A 25,079-nucleotide genomic window follows, 5' to 3' on the forward strand; every position below is an offset into this window, starting at 1 on the left:
GCTCGCGCCGGTCGCCGCCGCGGGCGGTGCGGCCGCTCCAGTCGTGTCCGGCGCTCTCGAAGAAGCGCTCGAGCGCGTCGTGCCGCTCCCGCAGCTCGGCGAGGGGATCGGCGGCGGGCAGCGGCCGGCAGAGCGTCTGCGCGACTCCGTTGATCCGTCCCACGCCGCTCACGGCGGCGAGCCGGAGCCAGTAGTCGAGATCGGCGGTGCGCGGCAGGTCGACGGCGTAGCCGCCCAGCGCGTCGGCGACGCTCCGGCGCACGAGCGCCGCGTGGTCGAGAACGAGATCGGAGCCGTGACGCGAGGTCCGCTCGATCCAGTCCGAGCCGCTCCACAGCGTCCAGTCGACCCGTCCGCGGGCCTCGGGCGCGGTGGCGTCCGAGATCTCGGCCGCGCCGTAGACGGCGCCGATCCACGGGTGCGCGGCGAGCAGCGCGGCGGCGCGCTCGAGTGCCCCCTCGGTCAGGACGTCGGTCACGGGGAGCACCATCACGGCGTCCCCCGAGGCGAGCGCCAGACCGAGGTTGCGGGCCTCGAGCGCCCCGGCGCGGGAGGGGACGACCCGGACCCGCGGATCCGTCACCGCGAGCGACCAGGCCGTCACGACGACGACGTCCAGGCGGACGCCGGTCTGCGCGAGCACGCTCGCGAGGGCCCGCGGCAGGCGGTCGTCGTGCTCCTCGACCGCGATCACGACCGAGACGAGCGCGGGGGCGCCGCTCGGAGCGAGGGCCGGGGTGCGGTGCCCGCGGACGGCGCTCATGCGCTCGCTCCCTCGAGCGCGGTGCCGGCGCGGCGGACCGGTGCCGGATCGATCCGCGCCGCAGCGGGGACGCCGACCCAGGTCTCCCCGGCCGGCTGGTCGCGGAGCAGGACCGCGCCCATCCCGAGGGTCGCCCTGCGGCCGATGCGGGCGCGCTCGCGCACCGACGCGCCCATGCCGAGGTACGCCTCCTCACCCACGCGCACGCCGCCGCCGAGGATGACGCCGGCGCAGAGCGTCGTGAAGGAGCCGATGCGGTTGCCATGGGTCAGGGTGACGTTGGGCATCGTGACGACGTGGCGGCCGAGCGATACATCGGCCGTGAGGACGACGCCCGCCATCACGATGCTCCCCGCACCGATCCGGCAGTCGTCGGGGACGTGCACGTCGGGGTGGACCAGCCGGGCGTAGCGCGAGTCGACGACTCCCACCGCGCGCAGCCGGTCGACGAGGCGGGCGCGCGCGCTGCCGTGGCCGACGCAGACGACGATCTCGGCGCGCGGGTGCTCGCGGACCGCGTCGAGTCCGCCGATCACGGGGACTCCCGCCAGCTCGGAGCCCCAGCGGGCCGCGCCGTCGTCGACCACGGCGACGGGTCTGTGCCGGCCGGAGGCGGCGACCAGCGCGAGGGTCTCCCGCGCCAGTCCGCTCGCGCCGACGATGATCAGCTCAGGCATCCGCGGGCACCTCCGTGAGGCGCGCGGGGGCGAGGACGGCGTCGATGACGCGGTCCTGCTCCTCGGCGGTGAGGGCGTGGAAGAGCGGCAGGATCAGCGTGCGGTCCGTGAGCCGCTCGGTGACGGGCAGTCGGTCCGCTCCCGGGTGCTCGCGGTACGGAGGCTGGCGGTGGGCCGCCATGATCCCGCGCCGCGCCGAGATCCCGCGCGAGGCGAGCTCGGCCATCAGTCCGTCGCGATCGAGCGGGTACTCGTCGCCGATCTCCACCCAGTACGACTGGTAGTTGCCGGTGCCGTGCGCGGGGTCCTCGACCGGGCGCAGGCCCGGGACCGGTGCGAACGCCTCCGAGTACCGCGCCGCGAGCGCGCGACGGCGGGCCACGAGCTCGCCGAGCCGGCCGAGCTGCACGAGACCGAGGGCCGCCTGCAAGTCCGTCATCCGGTAGTTGAAGCCGACCTCGTCGTACTGCTCGGGCGGTGCCAGCAGGCTGCCGTGGCGATCGGCCGCCGACACCGACATCGAGTGCTCGCGGAGGCGGCGGGCGCGCGCCGCGAGGCCGGCGTCGTTCGTGGTCAGCATCCCGCCCTCGCCGGTGGTGAGGAGCTTGCGCGGGTGGAACGACCACGCCGTCAGGGCGGCGGAGGCTCCGACCGGGCGGCCGCGGTACTGCGCACCGGCCCCGCAGGCCGCGTCCTCGAGCACGACGATCCCGAGCGGATCGCACAGCGCGCGGATCGGATCGAGGTCGACCGGGACTCCGCCCTGGTCGACCGCGATCACCGCGCGGGTCGCGGGGGCGAGCGCCGCCCTGATCGTCTCGGCCGTGACGTTCCCGGTGACCGGGTCGACATCGGCGAAGACGGGGCGGGCCCCGGTGTGCACGACGGCGTTGGCAGTGGCGATGAACGAGAAGGAGGGGACCACCACGTCGTCGCCCACCGTCACTCCCGCGACGACCAGGCCCAGGTGGAGGGCCGTCGTGCAGCTCGACAGCGCGACCGCGTGGTCGACGCCCATCGCGGAGGCGAACGCCTCCTCGAACCGCGCGACCCGCGGACCCTGGGCGATCCAGCCGGAGGCGACGACCTCGGCGAGGGCGTCCACCTCTTCCTGGCCGAGCCACGGGCGCATGACGTCGATGCGCGGCAGCACGTCGGCGCTCATCGGCTCGCCCCGCTCAGCGCAGGAGCGTCGGCGCGCTCGCCGCGCCACCACTGCACGAGCGAGCGCAGCCCGCTCGCCAGGTCGATGTCGGCGACGAAGCCGAGCTCGTCGCGCGCCGCACGCGTGTCGGCCAGGCGCCGGGTGACGCTGTTGACCGAGCGGGCGGGCGCGAACTCGACCTCGAGGTCCGACTCCATCACCTGCAGGAGCGTGCGGGCGAGATCGAGGAGGCTGGTCTCGACTCCGGCGCCGATGTTGAACGCCCCGTCGTGCCCCGCGGTGGCCGCGATCACGTTGGCGCGGGCGACGTCGTCGACGTGCACGAAGTCCATCGTCTGGCTGCCGTCACCGAGGATCAGCGGCGGCACCCCCGACTCGATCCGCTCCATCCAGCGCACGAGCACCTCGGTGTAGAGGCCGTGCACGTCCATCCGCGGTCCGTAGACGTTGAAGTAGCGCAGCGCCGTCGAGTGCAGGCCCGCCATCGCGCCGAAGCTGGTCAGCATGCCCTCGTTGAAGGCCTTCGCCGCGCCGTAGATCGTGTCGTTGGCGTAGGGGTGGTGCCGCTCGTGGGTGGGGAAGCGGGTCGCGAGACCGTAGATCGAGGCGCTCGACGCGGCGACGACGCGGCCGACGCGGTGAGCGGCCGCCGCCTCGAAGACGGTGAAGGAGCCCTGGGCGAGCACGTCGAAGGCGAGCCGCGGATCCTCGGCGCACTGCGTGATCCGGATCGCCGCCTGGTGGAAGACGACGTCCTTGCCGCGGACGAGCGAGTCGACGAGGTCGCGGTCGCGGATGTCGCCCTCGATCAGGCGCACCCGGCCGTCGGCCAGCGCGCCCTCGAGGTTCTCGCGGCGGCCGCGGACGAGGTTGTCGAGGATGTCGACGCGGTTCACCCCGGTCGCCAGGAGGCGGTCGACGATCGTCGAGCCGATCGTGCCGGCGCCGCCGGTCACGAGGACGTCCGCGCCGCCCAGGGTCACGGGGGAGGGGGTCAGCGCAGCCACGAGGCCTCCTCGAGACGGAGCGCCGGAGCGCTGGTGCGGCTGACCTGGCTGGCGTCCAGGAGCCGGTCGCTGACCTGCTCCAGCACGTTCAGCACGCGGAGCGCGGCGCGCCCGTCGGTGCGGGGCGCTCGGCGCTCCGAGATGGAGTTCGCGAACTCGGCGACCATGTCGGCGAGCGGCTCGCGCTCCGGCAGCGCCGGCGACCAGGTGTCGCCGAGGCGGTACGAGATGGCCGCGTCGCGACGCGAGGCTCCGGTGCGGAGGGAGGAGTTCAGGTCGACCCCGCGGTCGAAGACGCTCAGCCGCTGCTGCGGGTTCACGTCGTCCCAGACGAGCGTGCGCTGGGATCCCCCGATCACCATCCTGCGGATCTTGGTCGGGCTCAGCCAGTTGACGTGCACGTTCGCGATCGCCCCCTCGCCGAGCGGCACGGTGAGGTAGCCGACGCACGAGCGCCCCGAGCCGAGCGGGTCGGAACCCTGCGCGGCCACGGCGCCCTCGCGCAGACCGCCGGGGATGATGAAGTCGAGGATCGACAGGTCGTGCGGAGCGAGGTCCCAGAAGACGTCGACGTCGGGCTGGATCAGCCCGAGGTTGATCCGAACGGCATCGACGAACAGCACGTCGCCGAGCGAGCCGGAGGCGATCAGCTCCTTCATCTTCAGCACGGCCGGCGTGTAGCAGTACGTGTGGTCGGCCATCAGGACGACGCCCGCGCGCTCGGCGGCGTCGACCATGTCGATCCCGAGCACGCTGGAGTCGGCGAGCGGCTTCTCGACGAGCACGTGCAGTCCGGCGGCGATCGCGGCCATCGCGATGGCGTGGTGGGTGCGGGCGGGGGTCGCGATCGCGATCGCGTCGAGCCCGGGCAGGTCGAGCACGTCCGAGAGCGAGCGGAGGACGGGCACGGAGCCGTTCGCGCGAGCGACGTTCTGCGCGCGCACCGGGTCGAGATCGCAGATCGCGACGAGGTCCCAGTCGGAGCTGGCGGCGAAGTTCCGGGCGAGGTTCGGGCCCCAGTAGCCGGCGCCGACGAGAGCGACGCGGAGCCTCCGGGACGGGATGGTGGTTGTCATGGCGGTGTCCTTCGGGTGAGGAGGAGGGCGTGCGGGCACGCCGAGGGGACCGCGCTCCCCGACCAGGGAGAGGGGGAGCGCGGACGTGGTGGAGCGGCGCGGCAGGCGCGCCGGAGGAGCGGCGCGGAGCGCGCCGGGGAGAGCCGACGCGGGGTCCGGGCGTCAGCGGGCGAGGGGCGCGCCCCGTGGATCAGGGGCGGGCGCCGTCAGTGCGGGGAGTCGCGGGTCGTCAGTACGCGCCGACCGGGCGCAGCATCACGCGCAGCGTCCGCCAGAGGATCAGCAGATCGCCCGTCAGCGACCAGTTCTCGACGTAGTAGAGGTCGAGACGGATCCCGTCCTCCCAGTCGAGCTCGGAGCGGCCGCCGGTCTGCCAGAGACCGGTGATGCCGGGCTTGATGTACAGGCGCCGATTGACGGTCTCGTCGTAGCGCGCGACCTCGCTCGGGAGCGGGGGTCGCGGCCCGACCAGGCTCATGCTGCCGCGCAGCACGTTCCAGAACTGCGGGAGCTCGTCGAGCGAGTAGCGCCGCAGCACACGTCCCAGCGGCGTCACCCGCGGGTCCTCTCGCAGCTTGAACAGCAGCCCGGAGCCCTCGTTCGCCGTCTGCAGCTCGAGGAGCCGCGACTCGGCGTCGACGGTCATGGAGCGGAACTTCAGCATCGTGAACGTCCGTCCCGCTCGCCCCACCCGCTCCTGGCGGAAGAGGGCCGGCCCGGCGCTGTCGCGGCGGATCAGGACGGCGAGCACCGCGAGAGCCGGGGCCAGCACGAGCAGCGCGAGGGAGGCGACGATCACGTCGACCGCCCGCTTGAGCGCGTGCCGGGGCCCGGAGTAGCGCGGCGGCTCCACCCGCATCAGCGGAAGGCCGTCGACGGGCCGCCAGTGGATGCGCGGTCCCGCGACACTGCTGAGCCCGGGGGCGAGCACCAGCTCGACCGCGAACGGCTCGAGCGCCCAGCAGAGACGCCGGAGGAAGGCGTCGCCGCCGTCGACCGGGCCCGCGACGATGACCGCGTCGGCCCGTCGTTCGACGACGGAGCGGTCGACCTGATCGATCGGTCCGACGATCGGGAGGGAGCGCCCGCCCACGAGGATCGAGCGCTGGTCGCCGCCCGCGTGGTCGGCGAGGGCGACGCCGACGACGTCGTACTCGACGCGTCCGCGACGCCGCTCGATCTGACCGACGACGTGCGCGACGTCGCTGGTGCGACCCAGCACGACGACCCGCGAGAGGGAGCGGCCGGCACGTCGCTCCCGAGTCAGTCGACCCCGGGCGAGGGCGTGCACGGCGAGCATCCCGGCGAGGCCGATCGGCAGCGCCACCAGGACGTGCAGGCGCGGCAGGTCGATCCGGGTCAGGACCGAGGCGACGGAGGCGATCCCGAAGGTCAGGATCGTCGCCGACAGCAGTCGGCGGAACTCCTCCGCGCCCGATCCGCAGTACTGGTCGAGGCGGCGCTGCGAGAGCTGCACCGCGCCGATCCAGAGGCCGCAGAGGACGGCCGCGACGGCGAGGTCGCGCGTCGAGGGCTCAGCGCTCCAGCGCAGGGCCGCGGAGAGGCCGACGGCGCCGAGGAGGACGAGGGTGTCCGCGGCCAGGACCCGTCGCGAGAAGCGCCGCCGCCAGTCCGAGGCCGCCGCTCTCGGGGCGGGCACGAGGACGAGGGCGCCGGGGTCGCGCCGGGGTGGCCGGGCCGCGGCGGAGACGGCGGTCACCGCCGGCTCCGGCTCTCACCGCCGCTCGTATCTCGGGTCGCCGGGGGGTGGCGACGGGGAGTCGAGGGTGGACAGAGCGGGATGGGCGCGCCGAGGAGGCGCACCGAAGGTGCGTACACGTGGATCAACCTGCATTTCGGGTTTACAGGGAAAGGGATTTCTCAGGTGGGCACTGACCGCGTCGCGGTTTCGGGGCCGCGGGGGCGTCATCGCCTCGTCGACACCACCTCGACCGCCGAGCTCCCAGGATGAGCAGGGCGGGCGACGTGGCGCCTCGTGTCGGCGGCGGTCTCGCGACAGGGTTCGCGATCTCCGCCGGACCGATGGTCTGGTGGTGCTCTGCCGAACATAGCGGGAGAAATGGCGCGTTCTGCGACCCCACTACGGGGGTCACGATAATGGTGACACTCAGCTCTTGGCTCCCAACCGCGTGTCAGGCGGCCGCCTCCTAGAATCGTCTCGATGCCGATCGCGCGATCGGGTCGCGCCTCGGCATCGAGGGTTCCCGGACGCCCCCGACCGCCAGGAATCGTGACGGAGCGAGAGGGAGCCCGGCGCGGTTCGGAAGGTCACCTTCCGGACCGCGCTCCCTCCCTCTCGGATATCACTCGCCGGCTTCTCCCGGTGATATCGCGAGTCCACCGGCGGAATGCGTCTCGAGCTTCTCCGAACCGCGCGGCATCGCGACCGGACACGCCGTCTCATCAGGGGTTCCTGCAACCCGTTTCATTCTCGCGGTACCGCGGGAGAAGGCGCTCGATATCTCCGTCGAGAGAGCATTCGGCACCGTTGTCCGCGCATTCGCCGACATCACTTCTCCGAATGCCGGGGCTCCTTCTCAGTTCACTCTCTCGAGTGCGGACAGCCGCCTCCGCGAGGTGTTCCGGCCTGCCTCCGGAACCGGTCCGCCGACGCCCCGCGGGCGACTAAAGTCGAGGGGTCTGCAGAGCCTGAGGAGTGCCCGCGCGTGTCGAACGAATCGTCGAATCCCCCCCAGAACGAGTCGTCCTTCGAGGTGACCGAGGCCGGGACGGGGTTCACGCACTTCACGGATCGGGCCGTCGTCGCCCTCCGCGTCAACGGAGAACTGCGCGATCTGGCCACCGAGGTCGTCCCCGGCGACCGCATCGAGCCCGTCCTGATCTCCTCGCCGGCGGGTCTCGACATCCTCCGCCACTCGGCCGCGCACGTGCTCGCCCAGGCCGTGCAGCAGATCAACCCGGAGGCGAAGCTCGGCATCGGCCCGCCCGTCACCGACGGCTTCTACTACGACTTCGACGTGACCGAGCCCTTCACCCCCGAGGCGATGAAGGCGCTCGAGAAGGCGATGGACCGCATCATCCGCCAGGGGCAGCGCTTCGTGCGCCGCGTCGTGACCGAGGACGAGGCCCGTGCGGAGCTCGCCGGCGAGCCCTACAAGCTCGAGCTGATCGGCCTCAAGGGCGGCGGATCCGACGGCGAGTCGGTCGAGGTAGGCGGCCCCGAGCTCACGATCTACGACAACGTCGACCCGCGCACCGGCGACACGGTCTGGAGGGACCTCTGCCGCGGCCCCCACCTCCCCAACACCCGGATGATCGGCAACGGCTACGCGCTGACCCGCAACGCCGCCGCCTACTGGCGCGGCTCCGAGAAGAACCCGCAGCTCCAGCGCGTGTACGGCACCGCCTGGCCCACGAAGGACGAGCTCCGCGCCCACCAGGCACGGCTCGAGGAGGCGGCGCGCCGCGACCACCGCAAGATCGGCCACGAGCTCGACCTCTTCTCGTTCCCCGACGAGATCGGCTCCGGCCTCGCGGTCTTCCACCCCAAGGGCGGGATCATCCGCTACGAGATCGAGCAGTACATGCGCGAGCAGCTGCTCGCCCACGACTACGAGCTCGTCTACTCGCCGCACATCACCAAGGGCGATCTCTTCACGACCAGCGGTCACCTGCAGTGGTACTCCGAGGGGATGTTCCCCCCGATGCACCTCGACGAGCTGCAGGACGAGGACGGCACGATCACCCGCCAGGGCCAGGACTACTACCTGAAGCCCATGAACTGCCCCTTCCACAACCTGATCTTCCGCTCGCGGGGGCGCAGCTACCGCGAGCTGCCGCTGCGCCTGGCCGAGTTCGGCACCGTCTACCGCTACGAGAAGAGCGGCACGCTGCAGGGCCTCACCCGCGTGCGCGGACTCACGCAGGACGACGCGCACATCTACGTCGCCCAGGAGGACGTGGCGGCCGAGCTGACCCGCAACCTCGAGTTCGTGCTGCAGGTGCTGCGCGACTACGGCCTCGACGACTTCTACCTCGAGCTCTCGACCAACGAGGAGGGCAACCCGAAGTTCGTCGGCGACCCCGAGCAGTGGGAGTCGGCGATCGAGTCGCTGCGCGCCGTCGCCGTCGAGTCCGGCCTCGAGCTGGTCCCCGACCCGGGCGGAGCCGCGTTCTACGGCCCGAAGATCTCGGTGCAGGCGCGCGACGCGATCGGCCGCACCTGGCAGATGTCGACCATCCAGCTCGACTTCAACCAGCCCGAGCGCTTCGAGCTCGAGTACACCGCGTCCGACGGCACGAAGAAGCAGCCGGTGATGATCCACCGCGCCCTGTTCGGCTCGATCGAGCGCTTCTTCGCGATCCTCACCGAGCACTACGCCGGTGCGTTCCCGGTCTGGCTGTCGCCTGTGCAGGTGATCGGCATCCCGATCGCCGACGAGTACCTGCCCTACCTCGAGGGCGTCATCGGCGAGCTGAAGAAGTCGGGCGTCCGCGCCGAGATCGACTACTCGAGCGACCGCATGCAGAAGAAGATCCGCAACGCCACGCTGCAGAAGGTGCCGTTCCAGCTGATCGTCGGCGAGAAGGACCGCGACGCGGGCGCGGTGAGCTTCCGCTTCCGCGACGGGACGCAGGAGAACGGCATCCCCGTCGCCGACGCCGTCGCCCGCATCCGCGAGGCGATCGCGACGAAGGCGCAGGTCTGATGACCGACGGCGATCTCATCCCCGAGGGCGCCGAGGGCTCCGCGCACCTCGCGGGCGTGCCCGACGAGTTCCAGCGCCTGTGGACTCCGCACCGGATGGTGTACATCCAGAAGGGGCAGCCCGGCGCGCACGACTGCCCGTTCTGCGTCGCCCCCACGCTGAGCGACGAGGAGGGCCTCATCGTCGCCCGCGGGACGCACGCGTACGTGCTCCTCAACCTCTTCCCCTACAACTCCGGACACCTGCTGGTCTGCCCGTACCGGCACATCCCGCTCTACGACGAGGCCACCGCAGAAGAAGTGGCCGAGATCGGCGCCCTCACCCAGACCGCGATGCGCGTCATCCGCGAGGTCTCGAACAACGACGGCTTCAACCTCGGGATGAACCAGGGCGCCGTCGCCGGAGCCGGGATCGCCGCGCACCTGCACCAGCACGTGGTGCCCCGCTGGGCGACCGACGCCAACTTCTTCCCGATCATCGCCCGCACGAAGGCGCTGCCGCAGCTGCTCGGCGACGTCCGTGCGAGCATCGCCGCCGCCTGGCCCGCCGACTAGACCAGCCGGGCGGTGCGTGTCCAGCGCGGATCGCATGCGGCACCCTCTCGTAGACTCATTGCTGCCGTCGGCGGAAGACGCCGCACAGAACAGGACACCCCGAACATGACTGACACCACCACCTCGTCCTCGTCCGCCCCCGAGCAGTTCGGCTCGAGCCGCGTCAAGCGCGGGCTCGCCGAGATGCTCAAGGGCGGCGTCATCATGGACGTCGTCAACGCCGAGCAGGCCCGCATCGCGGAGGACGCGGGAGCGGTCGCCGTGATGGCGCTCGAGCGCGTCCCCGCCGACATCCGCTCGCAGGGCGGTGTGGCGCGGATGAGCGACCCCGACCTCATCGACGGCATCGTCGCGGCCGTCTCCATCCCCGTGATGGCGAAGGCGCGCATCGGCCACTTCGTCGAGGCGCAGGTCCTCGAGGAGCTCGGCGTCGACTACATCGACGAGTCCGAGGTCCTCTCGCCCGCCGACTACGTGAACCACATCGACAAGTGGAAGTTCACCGTGCCCTTCGTCTGCGGCGCGACCAACCTGGGCGAGGCGCTCCGCCGGATCACCGAGGGCGCCGCGATGATCCGCTCGAAGGGCGAGGCCGGCACCGGAGACGTCTCAGAGGCCACCAAGCACATCCGCACCATCTCGGCCGAGGTCAACCGCCTGAAGTCGCTCACGCACGACGAGCTCTACGTCGCCGCGAAGGAGCTGCAGGCGCCCTACGACCTCGTCGCCGAGATCGCTCGCACCGGCAAGCTGCCCGTCGTCCTCTTCACCGCCGGCGGAGTCGCGACTCCGGCCGACGCCGCGCTGATGATGCAGCTGGGCGCCGACGGCGTCTTCGTCGGCTCCGGCGTCTTCAAGTCGGGCGAGCCCGCGAAGCGCGCCGCCGCGATCGTCAAGGCGACGACGTTCTTCGACGACGCGAAGGTCATCGCGGAGGCGTCCCGCGGACTCGGCGAGGCGATGGTCGGCATCAACGTGGCCGACGTGCCCGCGCCGCACCGCCTCTCCGAGCGTGGCTGGTAGCCCCGGCGAGCCGCCCGTCGCGGGCGAGGGCGAGACGCGCGAGTCCCTCGAGGGGCTCCATGTCGGCGTCCTCGCTCTCCAGGGCGACTTCCGCGAGCACGCGCACGTGCTGCGCGAGCTCGGCGCCGAGGTCGTCCTGGTGCGGCGCCCCGCCGAGCTCGCCTCGGTCGCGGGCCTCGTGATCCCCGGCGGCGAGTCCACGGTGATGGACAAGCTGTCTCGCCTGTTCGGCCTCGCCGGGCCCGTGACGGAGGCGATCGAGGCGGGTCTGCCCGTCTACGGCACCTGCGCGGGGCTGATCATGCTGGCCGACCGGGTCCTCGACCGCATCGACGGGCAGGCCAGCTTCGGCGGGCTCGACGTCACCGTCCGGCGGAACGCCTTCGGGAACCAGCTCGACTCCTTCGAGACCGACCTCGACATCCCCGCCATCGGCGATCCGCCGATGCATGCGGTCTTCATCCGCGCTCCTATCGTCGAGGCGCTGGGGGAGCGGGCGACCGCGCTCGCCTCCGTCGCCGACGGCCGCGTCGTCGCCGTCGAGCAGGGCAACCTGCTCGGCACCTCGTTCCACCCCGAGATCACCGGCGACTACCGCTTCCACGAGCTGTTCCTGCGGAAGGTCGCCGCGACGCGCTTCGGCGCCTGAGCACACCGCGCCGCGCGCTCCGCCAGGGGTGGACGGTGTCGGTGGTGCGGTCCACAGTGGTCGCATGCCCGAACTCCCCGAAGTGCAGGCGCTCGCGAGCGACCTCGACGAGCGTCTCGGCGGCCGCGTCCTCGAGAGCCTCGGCGTGTACGCGATCTCGGCGCTCAAGACCGTCGCGATCACCCCGTCGTCCCTCGCGGGCGAGACGATCCACGGAGTGAGCCGCCACGGCAAGTTCCTCGACCTCGCGATCGGCGACGCCCACGTCCTCCTGCACCTCGCGCGCGCCGGCTGGGTGCGCTGGCGACCCGAGCGGCCCACTGCTCCGGTCAAGCCGGGCCGGGGTCCGCTCGCGGCACGCCTCGTCCTCGACGACGGCTCCGGCTTCGACATCACCGAGGCCGGGACGAAGAAGAGCCTCGCGCTCTCGATCGTGGCCGACCCGCGCGATGTGCCCGGCGTCGCCCGCCTCGGACCCGACCCGCTGGACCCCGCGTTCACCCGCGAGATCCTCGGTGCGATCCTCGCCACCGCCGGCCGCGCGCAGCTCAAGGGAGTCCTCCGCGACCAGTCCCGGATCGCGGGCATCGGCAACGCCTACTCCGACGAGATCCTGCACGTCGCCCGCATGTCGCCGTTCAAGCCCGCCACCCTCACCGCCGAAGAGCTCGACCGCCTCTACTCCGCCCTCCGCTACACCCTCGAGGAGGCCCTCGGCCGTGCCGTCGGCCTGCACGCCGCCGACCTCAAGCGCGAGAAGAAGCTCGGCATGCGCGTCCACGGCCGCACCGGCGAGCCCTGCCCCGTCTGCGGCGACACCGTCCGCCAGGTGATCTTCGCCGACTCCACCCTCCAGTACTGCCCCACCTGCCAGACGAACGGGAAGCCCCTCGCGGATCGTGTCCTCTCGAGGTTGCTCAAGTAGCAGATCCGCCGGCGGCGGATCTGCTACTTGAGCAACCTCGTCTGCGCCGGTCCCTGCCCGGCGCAGCGCAGTCGGCTCCCACAGGTGGTCGCGCGGGTGGAGCGTCCTGCGTACGGCTACGCCGATTCGCTGACACGCGAATCGTCAGTTCGGCGGTGCTCGCGGCCGGGCCGGTCCTTGCCCGGTCCGGCGCGGTCGGCCTTCAGAGGTGGTCGCGCGGGTGGAGCGTCCTGCGAACGGCTACGCCGATTCGCTCGCACGCGAATCGACGGTTCGCCTCGCGGGGCTCGCCGATCTGCAGGCTCTCCTTCAGATCGGACTCCCGCCCGTCCGCTCGCGAGCATGCTGGTCGAGTAGCCCCGCAGGGGCGTATCGAGACCAACGTCCGTCAGCAGGGTGGAACTGCAGACCTCCCGGCGGATCGGGTCGGACCGACGAGGCGGCCCCGTCCCGATCTTCCGCGCGGGCGGGCGAGCGTCCTCGCGCGGCACCGCTCGCGCCTCCGGAGCCTCGATTAGACTGCATCAGCTGATAGGCGGCGCCTGCGGGGGTCGCGCCGAAACGAACTTCCGAGGGAGCACCGTGTCCGGGCATTCCAAGTGGGCCACGACCAAGCACCAGAAGGCGATCAAGGACTCGCGTCGCGCGAAGTCGTTCGCCAAGCTGATCAAGAACATCGAGGTGGCCGCCAAGATCGGCGGCGCCGACCTCTCCGGCAACCCGACGCTCGTCGACGCCGTGCAGAAGGCCAAGAAGACCTCGGTCCCGAACGACAACATCGACCGCGCCATCAAGCGCGGCGCGGGCCTCACCGGCGAGGTCATCGACTACACGACGATCATGTACGAGGCCTACGGCCCGAACGGCATCGCGCTGCTCGTCGAGTGCCTGACCGACAACAAGAACCGCGCCGCCGCCGACGTCCGCACGGCGATGACCCGCAACGGCGGCACCATGGCCGACCCGGGGAGCGTCGCCTACAACTTCGCCCGCAAGGGCGTCATCACCGTCCCGCACGGCGACGGCGTGACCGAGGACGACGTGCTCGTCGCGGTCCTCGACTTCGGAGTCGACGACGTCATCGACCACGGCGGGAGCTTCGAGGTCCGCACCGAGCCGAGCGAGCTCGTCCCCGCCCGCTCCGCGCTGCAGGAGGCCGGCATCGACTACGACGCCGCCGACGTCGAGTTCGTCGCGTCGCTCCAGGTCGAGGCCGACGCCGAGACCGCGCGCAAGGTGTTCCGCCTCATCGACGCGCTGGAGGACTCGGACGACGTGCAGAACGTCTACACGAACCTCGACATCACGCCCGAGGTGCGCGCCGAGCTCGAGAACGACGAGGAGTGACGCGGTGACCCCGGTCCGTCCCGGGCAGGCGCTCTGATGCGCGTCCTCGGGATCGATCCGGGGCTCACCCGCTGCGGTGTGGGCATCGTCGACGTCGCCCGCGACCGGCGGGCGACGCTCGTGCACGTGAGCGTGCTGCGGACGCCCACCGACGACGCTCTCGAGCGCCGCCTCCTCGCGCTCGGCGACGGCATCGAGGCGCTCCTCGACGAGCACCGTCCCGACGCGGTGGCGATCGAGCGCGTCTTCGCGCAGAACAACGTCCGCACGGTGATGGGCATCGCTCAGATCAGCGGAGTCGCGCTCGTCGCGGCCGCGCGCCGCTCGCTCCCGGTCGGCATGCACACCCCGAGCGAGGTGAAGGCCGCGGTGACCGGATACGGCGCCGCGGACAAGCGCCAGGTCACCGCGATGATCCAGCGCGTCCTCCGTCTCGACGCCCCGCCCACCCCGGCCGACGCCGCCGACGCGCTCGCTCTCGCGGTGTGCCACGCCTGGCGCGCGCCGCTCGCGTCGGGCCCCGTGGCGGGCGCAGACGAGACGCCGGCGCAGCGGGCGTGGCGCGCCGCGGAGGCCTCCACTCGAACGCCTGTTCGAGGTCCTAGACTGTTGCGGTGATCTCCTCCCTCCGCGGCACCGTCCTCTCCGCCCGCGGGAGTCTCGCCGTCGTCGACGTCCACGGCGTCGGCTACGCGGTCAACGTGACCCCGCAGCACGCGATCGAGCTGCGCGTCGGAGACGAGACGACCCTCACCACGACGCTGATCGTCCGCGAGGACTCGCTCACCCTCTACGGCTTCCCCGACGCCGAGCAGCTCGAGATCTTCGAGCTGCTCATCGGAGTGACGGGGGTGGGTCCGAAGTCGGCCCTCGGCGTCCTCGGCGCGATCGAGCCCGATCGCATCGCGCAGGCCGTCGCCGACGAGGACGACGCCGTGTTCCGCAAGGTGACCGGCATCGGCCCCAAGACCGCGAAGCTGATCGTCCTGAGCCTCGCCGGCAAGCTCGCCGTCCGCCCGCGCGCAGCCCGCGGCTCGGGTCCCGGCGCCACCGCCGCCCAGAGCGTCCTGTCGGCGCTCGTCGGCCTCGGCTGGCCCGAGCGCGTCGCGGCCGAGGTCGTCGACGAGATCCTGCTCGACGCGCAGGCGTCCGACGCTGCCGACGTGCAGGCGCTCCTCCGCCTCGCTCTCGCCCGACTCGGCCCGGCGGCGCGATCGTGAGCGACGACGTGCTCGGTCCCGAGGTCGCCTCCGAGGCCGAGATCGCCTTCGAGGGGGCGCTGCGGCCCAAGAGCCTGAGCGAGTTCGTCGGGCAGCGCAAGGTCCGCGGGCAGCTCGAGCTGCTGCTCAAGGCGGCGGCGATGCAGGGCCGCACCCCCGACCACATCCTGCTCGCGGGCCCTCCCGGTCTCGGCAAGACGACCCTGGCGATGATCGTGGCGGAGGAGAGCTCGTCGCCGCTGCGCCTGTCGAGCGGACCGGCGATCCAGCACGCGGGCGACCTCGCGGCCGTGCTGTCCTCGCTCCTGCCCGGCGAGATCCTCTTCATCGACGAGATCCACCGGATGGCGCGCGCGGCGGAGGAGATGCTCTACCTCGCGATGGAGGACTTCCGCATCGACATCATGGTCGGCAAGGGTGCCGGAGCCACGTCCGTCCCCCTCGATCTCGCGCCCTTCACGCTGGTCGGGGCGACCACCCGCTCCGGTCTGCTCCCCAATCCGCTCCGCGACCGCTTCGGCTTCACCGCCCACCTCGAGTTCTACGCCGAGGACGAGCTGCGGCAGGTCCTCACCCGCGCCGCTCGCCTGCTCGATCTCGACATCGACGGCGAGGCCGTCGCCGAGATCGCCGGCCGCTGCCGCGGGACTCCCCGCATCGCGAACCGCCTCCTGCGCCGTGTCCGCGACTTCGCCCTCGTGCACGGAGGGCGGGCCGACGTGACCGCCGTCCGTGCGGCCCTCGAGCTCTACGACGTCGACGCGCTCGGTCTCGACCGCCTCGACCGCGCGGTGATGGACATCGTGCTGACCCGCTTCGACGGAGGCCCGGTCGGCCTCAACACCCTCGCCGTGTCGGTGGGGGAGGAGGCGGACACCGTCGAGTCCGTGGTCGAGCCCTTCCTGGTGCGGATCGGACTGCTGACCCGCACGCCGCGCGGCCGGGTCGCGACTCCGGCGGCCTGGCGGCACTTCGCCCTCACACCTCGTGGTGCGCCCTCGGCGGGGCCCCAGCAGTCGCTCTTCGGGGATGACCTATAATCTTCAAGGCCCGACGGGCCGCTCGATCCGCTCACGACCGGCACTGACGCCGAGGATCGCCACCCACTCCGGAAGGCTCACCCATGGATCCGACGATCATTCTGCTCGTCCTTCTTCTCGCCGTGATGATCATCTTCATGTTCCGCAACAACAAGAAGCGCCAGCGCGATGCGGAGAAGATGAAGAGCGGTCTCGTCCCCGGAGCCGAGCTGATGACCGGCTCCGGCCTGTTCGGCACCGTCGTCTCGATCGACGAGGACGAGAACAAGATCATCATCGAGTCGACGCCCGGCACGCTCCTGACGATCCACCGCCAGGCGATCGCGCGCATCATCGACCCGACCGAGAACGAGACCGCCGTCGCCGACGCCGACGAGGTCGAGCCGGTCGTCGCGGCCGAGTCGCCCGCGTTCGGCGAGCGCGACTCCGCGCACCAGGCCGACCCGCTGGTCGACCCCCTCGACCGCGACCGCAAGCCGGACGCGCAGTAGTCTCCAGGGCGGGCCGGGCGCGAGAGCGCCTCGCCCGCCCTTCCGCGTCCGGGGCTCGACCCCGACCGATCACCGTCGAACGAAGAGAAAGCTGAGCCCTGGGTGGCCGCATCAACCCCCGTCCGCAAGGCCCGGCGCTCACTGAGCTGGCTCGGTGTCCTGATCCTCGCCCTCGTCGGGCTCAACACCGCGGCCGTCCTCTGGGGCGGCGGCTCCTGGACTCCGAAGCTCGCGCTCGACCTCGAGGGCGGCACCCAGATCGTCCTGCAGCCGCAGCTGACCGACGGTGAGACCGTCTCGTCCGAGCAGCTCACCCAGGCCGTCTCGATCATCCGTCAGCGCATCGACGCGTCCGGCGTGTCCGAGGCCGAGATCACCACCCAGGGCTCGAGCAACATCGTCGTCTCGATCCCGGGGACCCCCGACGACGAGACGCTGCAGCGCATCGAGGCCTCGGCGAAGCTCGACTTCCGCCCCGTGCTGGTCGCCAGCCAGGCCACGAACTCCGCGGTCGGAGGCGACTCGACCTCGTCACCGACGCCCACTCCCGTGGATCCGTCGCTCTCGACCACGCCGACCGCGTCGCCGTCGAACGCGAGCGACCTCGCCTACATCACCCCCGCGCTCGAGGCTCAGTACACCGCCTTCGACTGCGCGTTCCTGAACGACCAGGACCCGAACCTCGCGCCCGCCGACCAGCCGCTGATCACCTGCGACGACACCGGCACCGTGAAGTACGTCCTCGGCCCGGTCGAGATCACCGGCGAGGACATCTCCGACGCCTCGAACGGCCTGATGACCACGTCCTCCGGTGCCAGCACCGGCACCTGGGCGGTCAACCTCTCGTTCGACGACCAGGGCACCGAGGCCTTCGGCGCCGTCACGTCGCGACTCGTCGCGCTGACCGGCTCGCAGAACCAGTTCGCCATTGTCCTCGACGGCAGGGTCATCTCGGCGCCGTCGACGAACGCCGCGATCACCGACGGCAACGCGCAGATCTCCGGCTCGTTCACCCAGGAGTCGTCGAAGACCCTGGCCGACCAGCTCAAGTACGGTGCGCTGCCGATCGGCTTCCAGGTGCAGAGCTCCGACAGCATCTCGGCGACGCTCGGATCCACGCAGCTCGCGAGCGGACTGCTCGCCGGCCTCATCGGACTGATCCTGGTCGTCGTCTACTCGATCGCGCAGTACCGCGTGCTCGGTGCCGTGACCATCGCGTCGCTGCTGGTGGCGGCGATCGTCACCTACCTCGTCGTGACGATCCTGTCCTGGCGCGAGGGCCTGCGGCTCTCGCTGGCGGGAGTGGCGGGTCTGATCGTCGCGATCGGCATCACGGCCGACTCGTTCATCGTCTACTTCGAGCGCATCCGCGACGAGCTGCGCGACGGCCGAGGGCTCGAGTCCTCGGTCGAGGCGGGCTGGCGGCGGGCGCTGCGCACGATCTTCGCGTCCGACATGGTGAACCTCCTCGCCGCCGTCGTGCTCTTCGCCCTGGCGGTCGGCAGCGTCCGCGGCTTCGCGCTCACGCTCGGCATCACCACGCTGATCGACCTCGTGGTCGTGATCCTCTTCACGCACCCGATGCTGCAGCTGCTCGCCACGACGAAGTTCTTCTCCGAGGGGCATCGGGCCTCCGGGCTGGATCCACGGGCGCTCGGTGCCGTCTACCGCGGCCGGGCGGCGTTCCGTCCGCAGGACGCGGTCGTCGCGGGCAAGGGCTCCTCCGCCGCCCGCGAGGCCGCGAAGCGCCAGACCATCGCCGAGCGCAAGGCCGCTGAGGCGGCCGGCCGGTCGACGTCCAACGATGCGAACGGGAAGGACGCGTGATGGCCAGCTTCTCGCAGTTCGGAAACGACCTCTACACCGGCAAGCGCTCCGTCGACTTCGTCGGCCGCCGCCGCACCTGGTACCTGATCTCGATCGTGATCATCCTGCTGACCGTCCTCGGGACGGCGGCGCGGGGCGGCTTCAACTTCAGCATCGAGTTCACCGGCGGCTCGGAGTTCACGGTCACGTCGCCGTCCAGCCTCGACCAGGACGCGGCGACCGATGCCGTGACGTCGGTCTCGGCCGACGCCGTCCCGCGCGTCTCGGTCGTCGGCGACGACTCGATCCGCGTGCAGACCAGCCAGCTCTCGACCGACGAGTCGACCGCTGTCCGCAACGCCCTGGCCGAGGCCTACAGCGTTCCCAACGATCAGGTCGCCTCCTCCTTCATCGGAGCGGCCTGGGGCTCGGACGTGACGCAGCAGGCGGTGCGCGGCCTGATCATCTTCGTGGTGCTCGCCGCCCTCGCCATGTGGGCGTACTTCCGCACCTGGAAGATGTCGCTCGCCGCCATCGTCGCCCTCCTGCACGACCTCGTGATCGTGGCAGGCGTCTACGGCATCACCGGCACGGAGGTGTCGCCCGCCGCGGTCATCGGCCTCCTCACGATCCTCGGGTACTCGCTCTACGACACGGTCGTGGTCTTCGACAAGATCCGCGAGAACACGGTCGAGGCGCTGGGGAGCACCACGCGCACCTTCTCCGAGACGGTGAACCTCGCCGAGAACCAGACCCTGGTCCGCTCGATCAACACCTCGATCGTGGCGGCCCTGCCGGTCGCGGCGATCCTCGTGATCGGCGCGTTCGTCCTCGGCGCCGGGACGCTGCGCGACATCTCGCTGGCGCTCCTGATCGGCATCATCGTGGGCACGTACTCCACGATCTTCGTGGCCGCCCCGCTCTACGCGCAGCTGCGCAGCCGCGAGCCCGAGATCTCGAAGCACGACAAGCGCGTCACCACGGCTCGCGAGCGCGCCGTGACACCTGTCGTCCAGGGCTCCTAGGAGGATCGCGATGGCCGAGTACGCACAGGTCTCCGCAGTCGACGCGGTCGGCCTCGTCGAGCGCGACGAGGTCTGGCTGCTCGACGTGCGCGAGCCGCACGAGTGGGCGCTCGGCCACGCGCCCACCGCGCACCACATCCCGATGGGCCAGATCGGCGAGCGGCAGGACGAGCTGCCGGCCGACGCGCCGATCCTCGTCGTCTGCCACTCGGGAGTCCGCTCGGCGATGGTGGTCCAGGCCCTCGATCGCGCCGGCTACGAGACGGCCAACATCGAGGCCGGGATGACGGCCTGGTCGGCGGCGGGCGGTGCGGTGGTCGCCGGCGACGGCACCCCCGGCCGCATCGACTGACATCCGTCCCGTCCGCCCACGGCGGAGCGGTCACCGCGGAGGTCGCCGCGGGCGATAATGGAGCGATGGAGATGCCCGCGTGAGCGACACGACGACCACGTCCTCGACGGCTGCCCTGCGCAGGCTCGTCCCGCGGATCTTCTCGCGTGCTCAGCCCTCCGGGGCGGTCGACACCCTCGTGCGCACTCTGCGGATGCACCACCCGAAGACCGACATCGCGCTGATCGAGCGGGCCTACTCGGTCGCCGAGCGCGCCCACGCCGGGCAGAAGCGCCGGAGCGGTGAGCCGTACATCACGCACCCCCTCGCCGTCGCGCAGATCCTCGCCGATCTCGGCATCGGCTCGAAGACGATCGCGGCCGCTCTGCTGCACGACACGGTGGAGGACACCGACTACACGCTCGACGAGCTCCGGGCCGACTTCGGCGACGAGGTCGCGATGCTGGTCGACGGAGTCACGAAGCTCGACAAGGTCAAGTACGGCGACAGCGCGCAGGCCGAGACCGTCCGCAAGATGATCGTCGCGATGTCGAAGGACATCCGCGTGCTGATCATCAAGCTCGCCGACCGCCTGCACAACGCCCGCACCTGGGGCTTCGTCCCGGCGGAGTCGGCGGCCCGCAAGGCGACGGAGACCCTCGAGATCTACGCCCCCCTGGCGCACCGCCTCGGCATCCAGGCGATCAAGTGGGAGCTCGAGGACCTCTCGTTCGCCGTGCTCTACCCCAAGATCTACAACGAGATCGAGAGCCTCGTGAAGGTGCGCACGCCGCAGCGCGAGGAGTTCGTCCAGAACGTCATCGACCTCATCAGCGAGGACCTCCGCGCCGGCAAGATCCGCGGCCGCGTCGTCGGCCGGCCGAAGCAGTACTACTCGATCTACCAGAAGATGGTCGTCCGCGGTCGCGAGTTCGACGAGATCTACGACCTCGTCGGCATCCGCGTGCTCGTCAACTCGGTGCGCGACTGCTACGCCGTGCTCGGCTCCATCCATGCGCGCTGGACCCCGATGCCGGGCCGCTTCAAGGACTACATCGCGACCCCCAAGTTCAACCTCTATCAGTCGCTGCACACGACCGTCGTGGGCCCGAAGGGCCGTGCGGTCGAGATCCAGATCCGCACCAACGAGATGCACCAGCACGCCGAGTTCGGCATCGCTGCGCACTGGAAGTACAAGGAGCAGATGGCCACCGGCAAGGTGCCCACCGACGGCTCGAACGACACCGACCTCGCCTGGCTCGCCCACCTCTCGGACTGGCAGTCCGAGACGACCGACCCCAACGAGTTCCTCGACTCCCTCCGCTTCGAGATCGGGGCCAAGGAGGTCTACGTCTTCACGCCGAAGGGCCGGGTCATCGGCCTGCCGACCGGCGCGACTCCGGTCGACTTCGCGTACGCGGTGCACACCGAGGTCGGTCACCGCACGATGGGGGCCAAGGTCAACGGCCGCCTCGTCCCGCTCGAGTCCTCGCTCACCACCGGCGACGTGGTCGAGGTGTTCACCTCGAAGAACCCCGATTCGGGCCCGAGCCAGGACTGGCTGAACTTCGTCCAGAGTCCCCGCGCCCGCAACAAGATCCGTCAGTGGTTCACCAAGGAGCGCCGCGACGAGGCCATCGAGCAGGGCAAGGACTCGATCGCCCGCGCGATGCGCAAGCAGAATCTGCCGCTGCAGAAGCTGATGAGCCAGGACACCTTCACCGAGGTGGCCAGCCAGCTGCGCTACAACGACGTCGAGGCGCTCTATGCGGCCGTCGGCGAGGGCCACGTCTCGACCCAGTCGGTGCTCGAGAAGGTCGTCGCCTCGATCCAGGGCGATCCGGAGTCGGACGAGAACGAGGTCACCCTCCCGCGCTCGCCCCGCCCGCGCAGCCGCAGCAGCGAGTCGGGCGTCCTCGTCAAAGGCGCTCCCGATATCCTCGTCAAGCTCGCCAAGTGCTGCACCCCCGTCCCCGGCGATCAGATCGTCGGCTTCGTCACCCGGGGCGCCGGCGTCTCGGTGCACCAGGCGAACTGCCACAACGTGCAGGAGCTGCTGAAGGAGCCGGAGCGGATCGTCGACGTCGAGTGGGCGCCGTCGTCCAAGAGCATCTTCCTGGTGCAGATCCAGGTCGAGGCGCTCGATCGGTCGGGCCTGCTCAGCGACGTCACCCGCGTGCTCTCGGAGCACCACGTCAACATCCTGTCGGCGACCGTGTCGACCTCGAGCGACCGCCTCGCGATCAGCCGCTTCGTCTTCGAGATGGGCGACACCACCCACCTCGATCGCGTGCTGAACGCCGTCCGCCGGATCGACGCGGTCTACGACGTGTATCGGGTCAACGCCGGCTGAGCCCCTCACGGAGCGACCGCGGGCGACTCGGTGCCGCCCGCGGCGCCGAGCGCCGTCCTCAGGCGGTCCTCCGCGATCCGTCGACCCGCCACGGTGGGCCCGGCACCGGGTCGGAGACGCTCGAGCAGCTCGGGCAGCGAAGTCCCGGTCGCCGCGGCCAGGGTGCGCAGCAGGGCGTCGTCGCACTCGCCGCGGGTTCTCGCGAGGTCGATCAGCGTCCGCTCGGGAGTCGTCACGAGGCACCCGCCGATGACGAGGACGTCGGCGTCCGTCAGGCGGACCTCGTGGTAGCGGACCCGGGACAGGACCGGCGGATGCAGCCTGTTGCGGCGGTCGATCGAGGCGCTGTGGATCCTCGGCGGGTCGATCGTCGCGCCGTGGATCCAGGCCGCTGAGCGCCGATCGGCGACCGTCCCGCGGGGGAGGACCGCGAGCAGCGCCGCTGCGCGCACCGCCGGCCCGAGCGGCAGATCGGCGACGAGGTAGCCCTCGTCGACCGCGATCAGCTCGCCGTCGAGGCGGGCGGCGCAGAGCTCGGCGAGGGGCAGGTGCCCGGGGAGCAGAACGGAGGGGAGGCGCGTCATCCACTCAGAGTGGACGAGGCGCCTCCCCTCCGGGACGTCATCGGCGAGTCTGTGGACAGATCCGCGTCAGCCGGGGAGGTGGGGGAGCTCAGCCGAGCGCGTCGAGCCAGACCTTGCGGGCGTCGAGCGCCTCCTGGGCCTGCTGGATCGCCGCACGGTCGCCGCGCGCCTTCGCCTCGTCGAGCTCGTCCTGCAGCTTCTGGATCGCCGCGGTCAGCTGCGACGCGAGCCCCTCCGAGCGCGCCTTGCGCTCGGGGTTGCTGCGGTTCCAGTGGTCCTCGTCCAGCTTGCGCACGTGGGCCTCGACCTTGCGGAGGCGGTCCTCGATCGTGCGGACCTGCTCGCGCGGGACCCGTCCGACGGCGTCCCAGCGCTCCTGGATCGAGAGCAGGACCCGCTTGGCCTTCTCGCGGTCCTCCTCCTGCAGGAGCGGCTCGGCCTCCTCGAGAAGGGCGAGCTTGAGGTCGAGGTTCTCGGTGTACTCGACGCTCTCCTGCGCGACGATCTCGGCCTTGGCGCCGTAGATCGCGTCGCCGGCGGCCTTGAAGCGCGCCCAGAGCGCGTCATCGAACCGCTTGCCCGCGCGCCCGGCGACCCGCCACTGCTCCAGCAGGGCGCGGTACTCCGGGATCGCCTCGGCTCCGCGCGATACGAGGGCCTCCGCCTGGTCGATGAGCGCCTGCTTGGCCGACTTCGCCTCACGGTGCGAGGAGTCGAGATCGGCGAAGAACGCCTTGCGGTTCTGCTCGATCGTGGTGCGGGCACCGCGGAAGCGGCGCCACAGCTCGTTCGCCTCGTTCTTGGGCAGTCGAGGACCCTGCTGCTGGTGGTTCTGCCAGCGGGCGAACAGGTCGTCGATGGCGGCGCTGGCCTGCTTCCACTGCGTCTTGGCCGGGTCGACGGCCGCGAGGGCCTCGGCCTCGGCGACGATGGCCTCGCGGTGCGCGAGAGCCTCGGCCAGCGCGGCCTTCGACTCTGCGGCCTGCTGCTCCGTCAGATCCTCGACGGAGCCGCCGAGCGCACCGATGCGCTTCTGCAGCGACTCGAGGTCTCCGACGGCGCGGGCGTCGGCGATCGCCGCGGTCAGCGACTGCACGGCGCGGGCGACGTCTCCCGCCGGAGCACCCCGCTTCGCGCGCTGCTCGAGCAGCGAGACCTGCCCGGCCAGCTCGACGTACTTGCGCTCGTAGTAGGCGAGCGCCTCCTCGGGAGTCGCATCGGGGTACTGGCCGACCTCGCGCTCCCCGTCGCCGACGCGGACGTAGACCGTCCCGTCGTCGCCGACCCGTCCCCACGGCTGCTGGTCACTCATCGCTCGGAGCCTCACCTTGCTGTTCGATGTCGTGCTGTTCGATACCGGACTCGTCCCCGTCGTCTCCGACAGCGGACCCCTCGGTATTGGGCTGTTCTCTCACAGCCCGGTCGTCGGCCGGTGTGGCACGACGGCCGGTGGGCCGGTGACCGCGCTCGGCCGCGAACGGGCAGTGGGGTTCAGCCTATTGCACTCCCCGCATCCGGGGTTCGTGCCCGGGGCGGCGGGGCGCCGCAGCGCTACTGGACGGTGACGGAGGTGATGGCGACCGGCTCGGCGGGGGCGCCGTCACCGGATCCGTCGGCGGTGCCCTTCGCGACGACGTCGCTGGTCAGGGTGTCGAGCCCCGAGGTGACCTGGCCGATCACGGTGTAGCCGCCCGCGGCGTCGGCCGGGAGCTCGGTGTCCTGGTAGACCATGAAGAACTGGCTGCCCTGGCTGTAGCCGTTGCCCGACTGGCGGGCCATCGCGATCGTGCCCGCCGGGTAGACCCCGTCGGCGGGGGCGTTCTCGACCGGCCCGTAGCTGTAGCCGGGCCCGCCGGTGCCGTCGCCGTTCGGATCGCCGCACTGCAGCACGTAGAGCCCCTCGGTGGTGAGGCGGTGGCACGAGACGCCGTCGTAGAAGCCCGACTGCGTGAGCGAGATGAACGACGACACGGCCTGAGGAGCGGCGGCACCGGCGAGCGTGATGCCGAGCGCGTCGGTGTTGATCGTCATGGTGCCGGTCCAGTCGCGGCCCTCGGCGATGTCGCTCGAGGGGACGTCCCCGGTGTTCGCTCCGGTGGCGGCCGGCGTCGGCGTGGCGCTCTCGGAGGTCGTCGGCTCGGCGACCGGGGTGCCGGGCCCGCCGGAGAAGTAGAAGAGCTGGGCGGCGACCGCCAGGGCGATCACGATCACTCCGGCGACGGCGGCGATGACGTTGTCGCGGGTCCGGCGCTTCACGCGGGTCCGGTGGAGGCTCTGGCGGGCCTGGTAGGCCCGGAGCCGGGTGCGCGCCTCGCGGTCGTTCGACTTGCCTTGAGCCACGTGTTCCTCCGC

The 25,079-nt window shown here is 71.4% G+C and carries 23 protein-coding genes; 14 read left to right on the forward strand and 9 right to left on the reverse strand.

Going from position 1 to position 25,079, the window contains the following annotated elements:
- The 6 genes from GRS92_RS03355 to GRS92_RS03380 all read right to left on the reverse strand — a co-directional run.
- Positions 1-763, reverse strand: a 763-nt coding sequence (locus GRS92_RS03355; protein ID WP_327437420.1) for a glycosyltransferase, incomplete at its 3' end; no start/stop codon positions are given.
- The gene (locus tag GRS92_RS03360; RefSeq protein ID WP_159853327.1) at positions 760-1,440 is read right to left on the reverse strand and encodes an acetyltransferase; all 681 of its coding nucleotides are present in this window, start codon (positions 1,438-1,440) and stop codon (positions 760-762) included. The genes GRS92_RS03360 and GRS92_RS03355, both read right to left, overlap by 4 nt.
- Positions 1,433-2,605, reverse strand: a complete 1,173-nt coding sequence (locus GRS92_RS03365) for a DegT/DnrJ/EryC1/StrS family aminotransferase (protein ID WP_159853329.1) — start codon at positions 2,603-2,605, stop codon at positions 1,433-1,435. Before GRS92_RS03365 ends, GRS92_RS03360 begins: the two co-directional genes overlap by 8 nt.
- The gene (locus GRS92_RS03370; protein ID WP_235021804.1) at positions 2,602-3,612 is read right to left on the reverse strand and encodes an NAD-dependent epimerase/dehydratase family protein; all 1,011 of its coding nucleotides are present in this window, start codon (positions 3,610-3,612) and stop codon (positions 2,602-2,604) included. Before GRS92_RS03370 ends, GRS92_RS03365 begins: the two co-directional genes overlap by 4 nt.
- A complete protein-coding gene (locus tag GRS92_RS03375) occupies positions 3,600-4,688 on the reverse strand; it encodes a Gfo/Idh/MocA family protein (RefSeq protein ID WP_159853331.1) in 1,089 nt (362 codons plus the stop codon). Before GRS92_RS03375 ends, GRS92_RS03370 begins: the two co-directional genes overlap by 13 nt.
- A gap of 229 nt (positions 4,689-4,917) precedes the next feature.
- Positions 4,918-6,408, reverse strand: a complete 1,491-nt coding sequence (locus GRS92_RS03380; protein WP_159853341.1) for a sugar transferase — start codon at positions 6,406-6,408, stop codon at positions 4,918-4,920.
- A 1,015-nt stretch (positions 6,409-7,423) separates the two neighbouring features.
- On the opposite strand from GRS92_RS03380, the gene thrS reads away from it, so the two are divergent.
- The 14 genes from thrS (at position 7,424) to GRS92_RS03450 (ending at position 22,143) form a co-directional block, all read left to right on the forward strand.
- The gene (gene thrS, locus GRS92_RS03385; protein WP_235021823.1) at positions 7,424-9,379 is read left to right on the forward strand and encodes a threonine--tRNA ligase; all 1,956 of its coding nucleotides are present in this window, start codon (positions 7,424-7,426) and stop codon (positions 9,377-9,379) included.
- Positions 9,379-9,933 carry an HIT family protein gene (locus GRS92_RS03390; RefSeq protein WP_159853345.1) on the forward strand — a complete coding sequence of 185 codons (555 nt, stop codon included), beginning with the start codon at positions 9,379-9,381 and terminating at the stop codon, positions 9,931-9,933. The genes thrS and GRS92_RS03390 overlap by 1 nt, the downstream gene beginning before the upstream one ends.
- 105 nt (positions 9,934-10,038) lie before the next feature.
- Entirely contained in the window at positions 10,039-10,956 is a 918-nt protein-coding gene (gene pdxS, locus GRS92_RS03395; protein WP_159853347.1) for a pyridoxal 5'-phosphate synthase lyase subunit PdxS, read from the forward strand.
- Between the two features lie 106 nt (positions 10,957-11,062).
- Positions 11,063-11,605 (forward strand): pyridoxal 5'-phosphate synthase glutaminase subunit PdxT, encoded by a 543-nt coding sequence (gene pdxT, locus GRS92_RS03400; RefSeq protein ID WP_235021824.1) that lies wholly within the window; start codon positions 11,063-11,065, stop codon positions 11,603-11,605.
- A gap of 64 nt (positions 11,606-11,669) precedes the next feature.
- Complete coding sequence (locus tag GRS92_RS03405) at positions 11,670-12,530, forward strand: Fpg/Nei family DNA glycosylase (RefSeq protein WP_159853351.1); 861 nt, start codon at positions 11,670-11,672, stop codon at positions 12,528-12,530.
- A 582-nt stretch (positions 12,531-13,112) separates the two neighbouring features.
- The gene (locus GRS92_RS03410) at positions 13,113-13,877 is read left to right on the forward strand and encodes a YebC/PmpR family DNA-binding transcriptional regulator (RefSeq protein WP_159853353.1); all 765 of its coding nucleotides are present in this window, start codon (positions 13,113-13,115) and stop codon (positions 13,875-13,877) included.
- Between the two features lie 36 nt (positions 13,878-13,913).
- On the forward strand, positions 13,914-14,495 hold the full coding sequence (gene ruvC, locus GRS92_RS03415; RefSeq protein ID WP_159853355.1) for a crossover junction endodeoxyribonuclease RuvC: 582 nt from the start codon (positions 13,914-13,916) through the stop codon (positions 14,493-14,495).
- Positions 14,492-15,097 (forward strand): Holliday junction branch migration protein RuvA, encoded by a 606-nt coding sequence (ruvA, locus tag GRS92_RS03420; RefSeq protein ID WP_159853357.1) that lies wholly within the window; start codon positions 14,492-14,494, stop codon positions 15,095-15,097. Before ruvC ends, ruvA begins: the two co-directional genes overlap by 4 nt.
- On the forward strand, positions 15,094-16,137 hold the full coding sequence (gene ruvB, locus GRS92_RS03425) for a Holliday junction branch migration DNA helicase RuvB (protein ID WP_159853359.1): 1,044 nt from the start codon (positions 15,094-15,096) through the stop codon (positions 16,135-16,137). The genes ruvA and ruvB overlap by 4 nt, the downstream gene beginning before the upstream one ends.
- Before the next feature lie 83 nt (positions 16,138-16,220).
- Positions 16,221-16,628 (forward strand): preprotein translocase subunit YajC, encoded by a 408-nt coding sequence (gene yajC, locus GRS92_RS03430; RefSeq protein ID WP_159853361.1) that lies wholly within the window; start codon positions 16,221-16,223, stop codon positions 16,626-16,628.
- A gap of 102 nt (positions 16,629-16,730) precedes the next feature.
- Complete coding sequence (gene secD / locus GRS92_RS03435) at positions 16,731-18,455, forward strand: protein translocase subunit SecD (RefSeq protein WP_159853363.1); 1,725 nt, start codon at positions 16,731-16,733, stop codon at positions 18,453-18,455.
- Positions 18,455-19,459: a protein translocase subunit SecF gene (gene secF, locus GRS92_RS03440; RefSeq protein WP_159853365.1), complete on the forward strand. Its 1,005-nt coding sequence runs from the start codon at positions 18,455-18,457 to the stop codon at positions 19,457-19,459. Before secD ends, secF begins: the two co-directional genes overlap by 1 nt.
- A 10-nt stretch (positions 19,460-19,469) precedes the next feature.
- The gene (locus GRS92_RS03445; RefSeq protein ID WP_159853367.1) at positions 19,470-19,811 is read left to right on the forward strand and encodes a rhodanese-like domain-containing protein; all 342 of its coding nucleotides are present in this window, start codon (positions 19,470-19,472) and stop codon (positions 19,809-19,811) included.
- A gap of 79 nt (positions 19,812-19,890) precedes the next feature.
- Positions 19,891-22,143: a RelA/SpoT family protein gene (locus GRS92_RS03450; RefSeq protein WP_159853369.1), complete on the forward strand. Its 2,253-nt coding sequence runs from the start codon at positions 19,891-19,893 to the stop codon at positions 22,141-22,143.
- 5 nt (positions 22,144-22,148) lie between these two features.
- Here the strand turns inward: GRS92_RS03450 and GRS92_RS03455 are convergent, their stop codons facing one another.
- The 3 genes from GRS92_RS03455 to GRS92_RS03465 all read right to left on the reverse strand — a co-directional run bounded on the left by GRS92_RS03455 (position 22,149) and on the right by GRS92_RS03465 (position 25,067).
- Positions 22,149-22,727: a hypothetical protein gene (locus GRS92_RS03455; RefSeq protein ID WP_159853371.1), complete on the reverse strand. Its 579-nt coding sequence runs from the start codon at positions 22,725-22,727 to the stop codon at positions 22,149-22,151.
- An 88-nt stretch (positions 22,728-22,815) separates the two neighbouring features.
- Positions 22,816-24,039 carry a DUF349 domain-containing protein gene (locus GRS92_RS03460; protein WP_159853373.1) on the reverse strand — a complete coding sequence of 408 codons (1,224 nt, stop codon included), beginning with the start codon at positions 24,037-24,039 and terminating at the stop codon, positions 22,816-22,818.
- Between the two features lie 239 nt (positions 24,040-24,278).
- Positions 24,279-25,067 (reverse strand): peptidylprolyl isomerase, encoded by a 789-nt coding sequence (locus GRS92_RS03465; protein ID WP_159853375.1) that lies wholly within the window; start codon positions 25,065-25,067, stop codon positions 24,279-24,281.
- Positions 25,068-25,079: the final 12 nt, after the last annotated feature.

This window comes from Rathayibacter sp. VKM Ac-2754 (assembly GCF_009807095.1).
Taxonomy (GTDB): domain Bacteria; phylum Actinomycetota; class Actinomycetes; order Actinomycetales; family Microbacteriaceae; genus Rathayibacter.

Coding starts and splice junctions, on each gene's coding strand:
- GRS92_RS03360 (WP_159853327.1), bottom strand. CDS start 1,440: ATGCCTGAGCTGATCATCGTCGGCGCGAGCGGACTGGCGCGGGAGACC.
- GRS92_RS03365 (WP_159853329.1), bottom strand. CDS start 2,605: ATGAGCGCCGACGTGCTGCCGCGCATCGACGTCATGCGCCCGTGGCTC.
- GRS92_RS03375 (WP_159853331.1), bottom strand. CDS start 4,688: ATGACAACCACCATCCCGTCCCGGAGGCTCCGCGTCGCTCTCGTCGGC.
- GRS92_RS03390 (WP_159853345.1), top strand. CDS start 9,379: ATGACCGACGGCGATCTCATCCCCGAGGGCGCCGAGGGCTCCGCGCAC.
- pdxS (WP_159853347.1), top strand. CDS start 10,039: ATGACTGACACCACCACCTCGTCCTCGTCCGCCCCCGAGCAGTTCGGC.
- GRS92_RS03405 (WP_159853351.1), top strand. CDS start 11,670: ATGCCCGAACTCCCCGAAGTGCAGGCGCTCGCGAGCGACCTCGACGAG.
- ruvC (WP_159853355.1), top strand. CDS start 13,914: ATGCGCGTCCTCGGGATCGATCCGGGGCTCACCCGCTGCGGTGTGGGC.
- yajC (WP_159853361.1), top strand. CDS start 16,221: ATGGATCCGACGATCATTCTGCTCGTCCTTCTTCTCGCCGTGATGATC.
- secF (WP_159853365.1), top strand. CDS start 18,455: ATGGCCAGCTTCTCGCAGTTCGGAAACGACCTCTACACCGGCAAGCGC.
- GRS92_RS03445 (WP_159853367.1), top strand. CDS start 19,470: ATGGCCGAGTACGCACAGGTCTCCGCAGTCGACGCGGTCGGCCTCGTC.
- GRS92_RS03455 (WP_159853371.1), bottom strand. CDS start 22,727: ATGACGCGCCTCCCCTCCGTTCTGCTCCCCGGGCACCTGCCCCTCGCC.
- GRS92_RS03460 (WP_159853373.1), bottom strand. CDS start 24,039: ATGAGTGACCAGCAGCCGTGGGGACGGGTCGGCGACGACGGGACGGTC.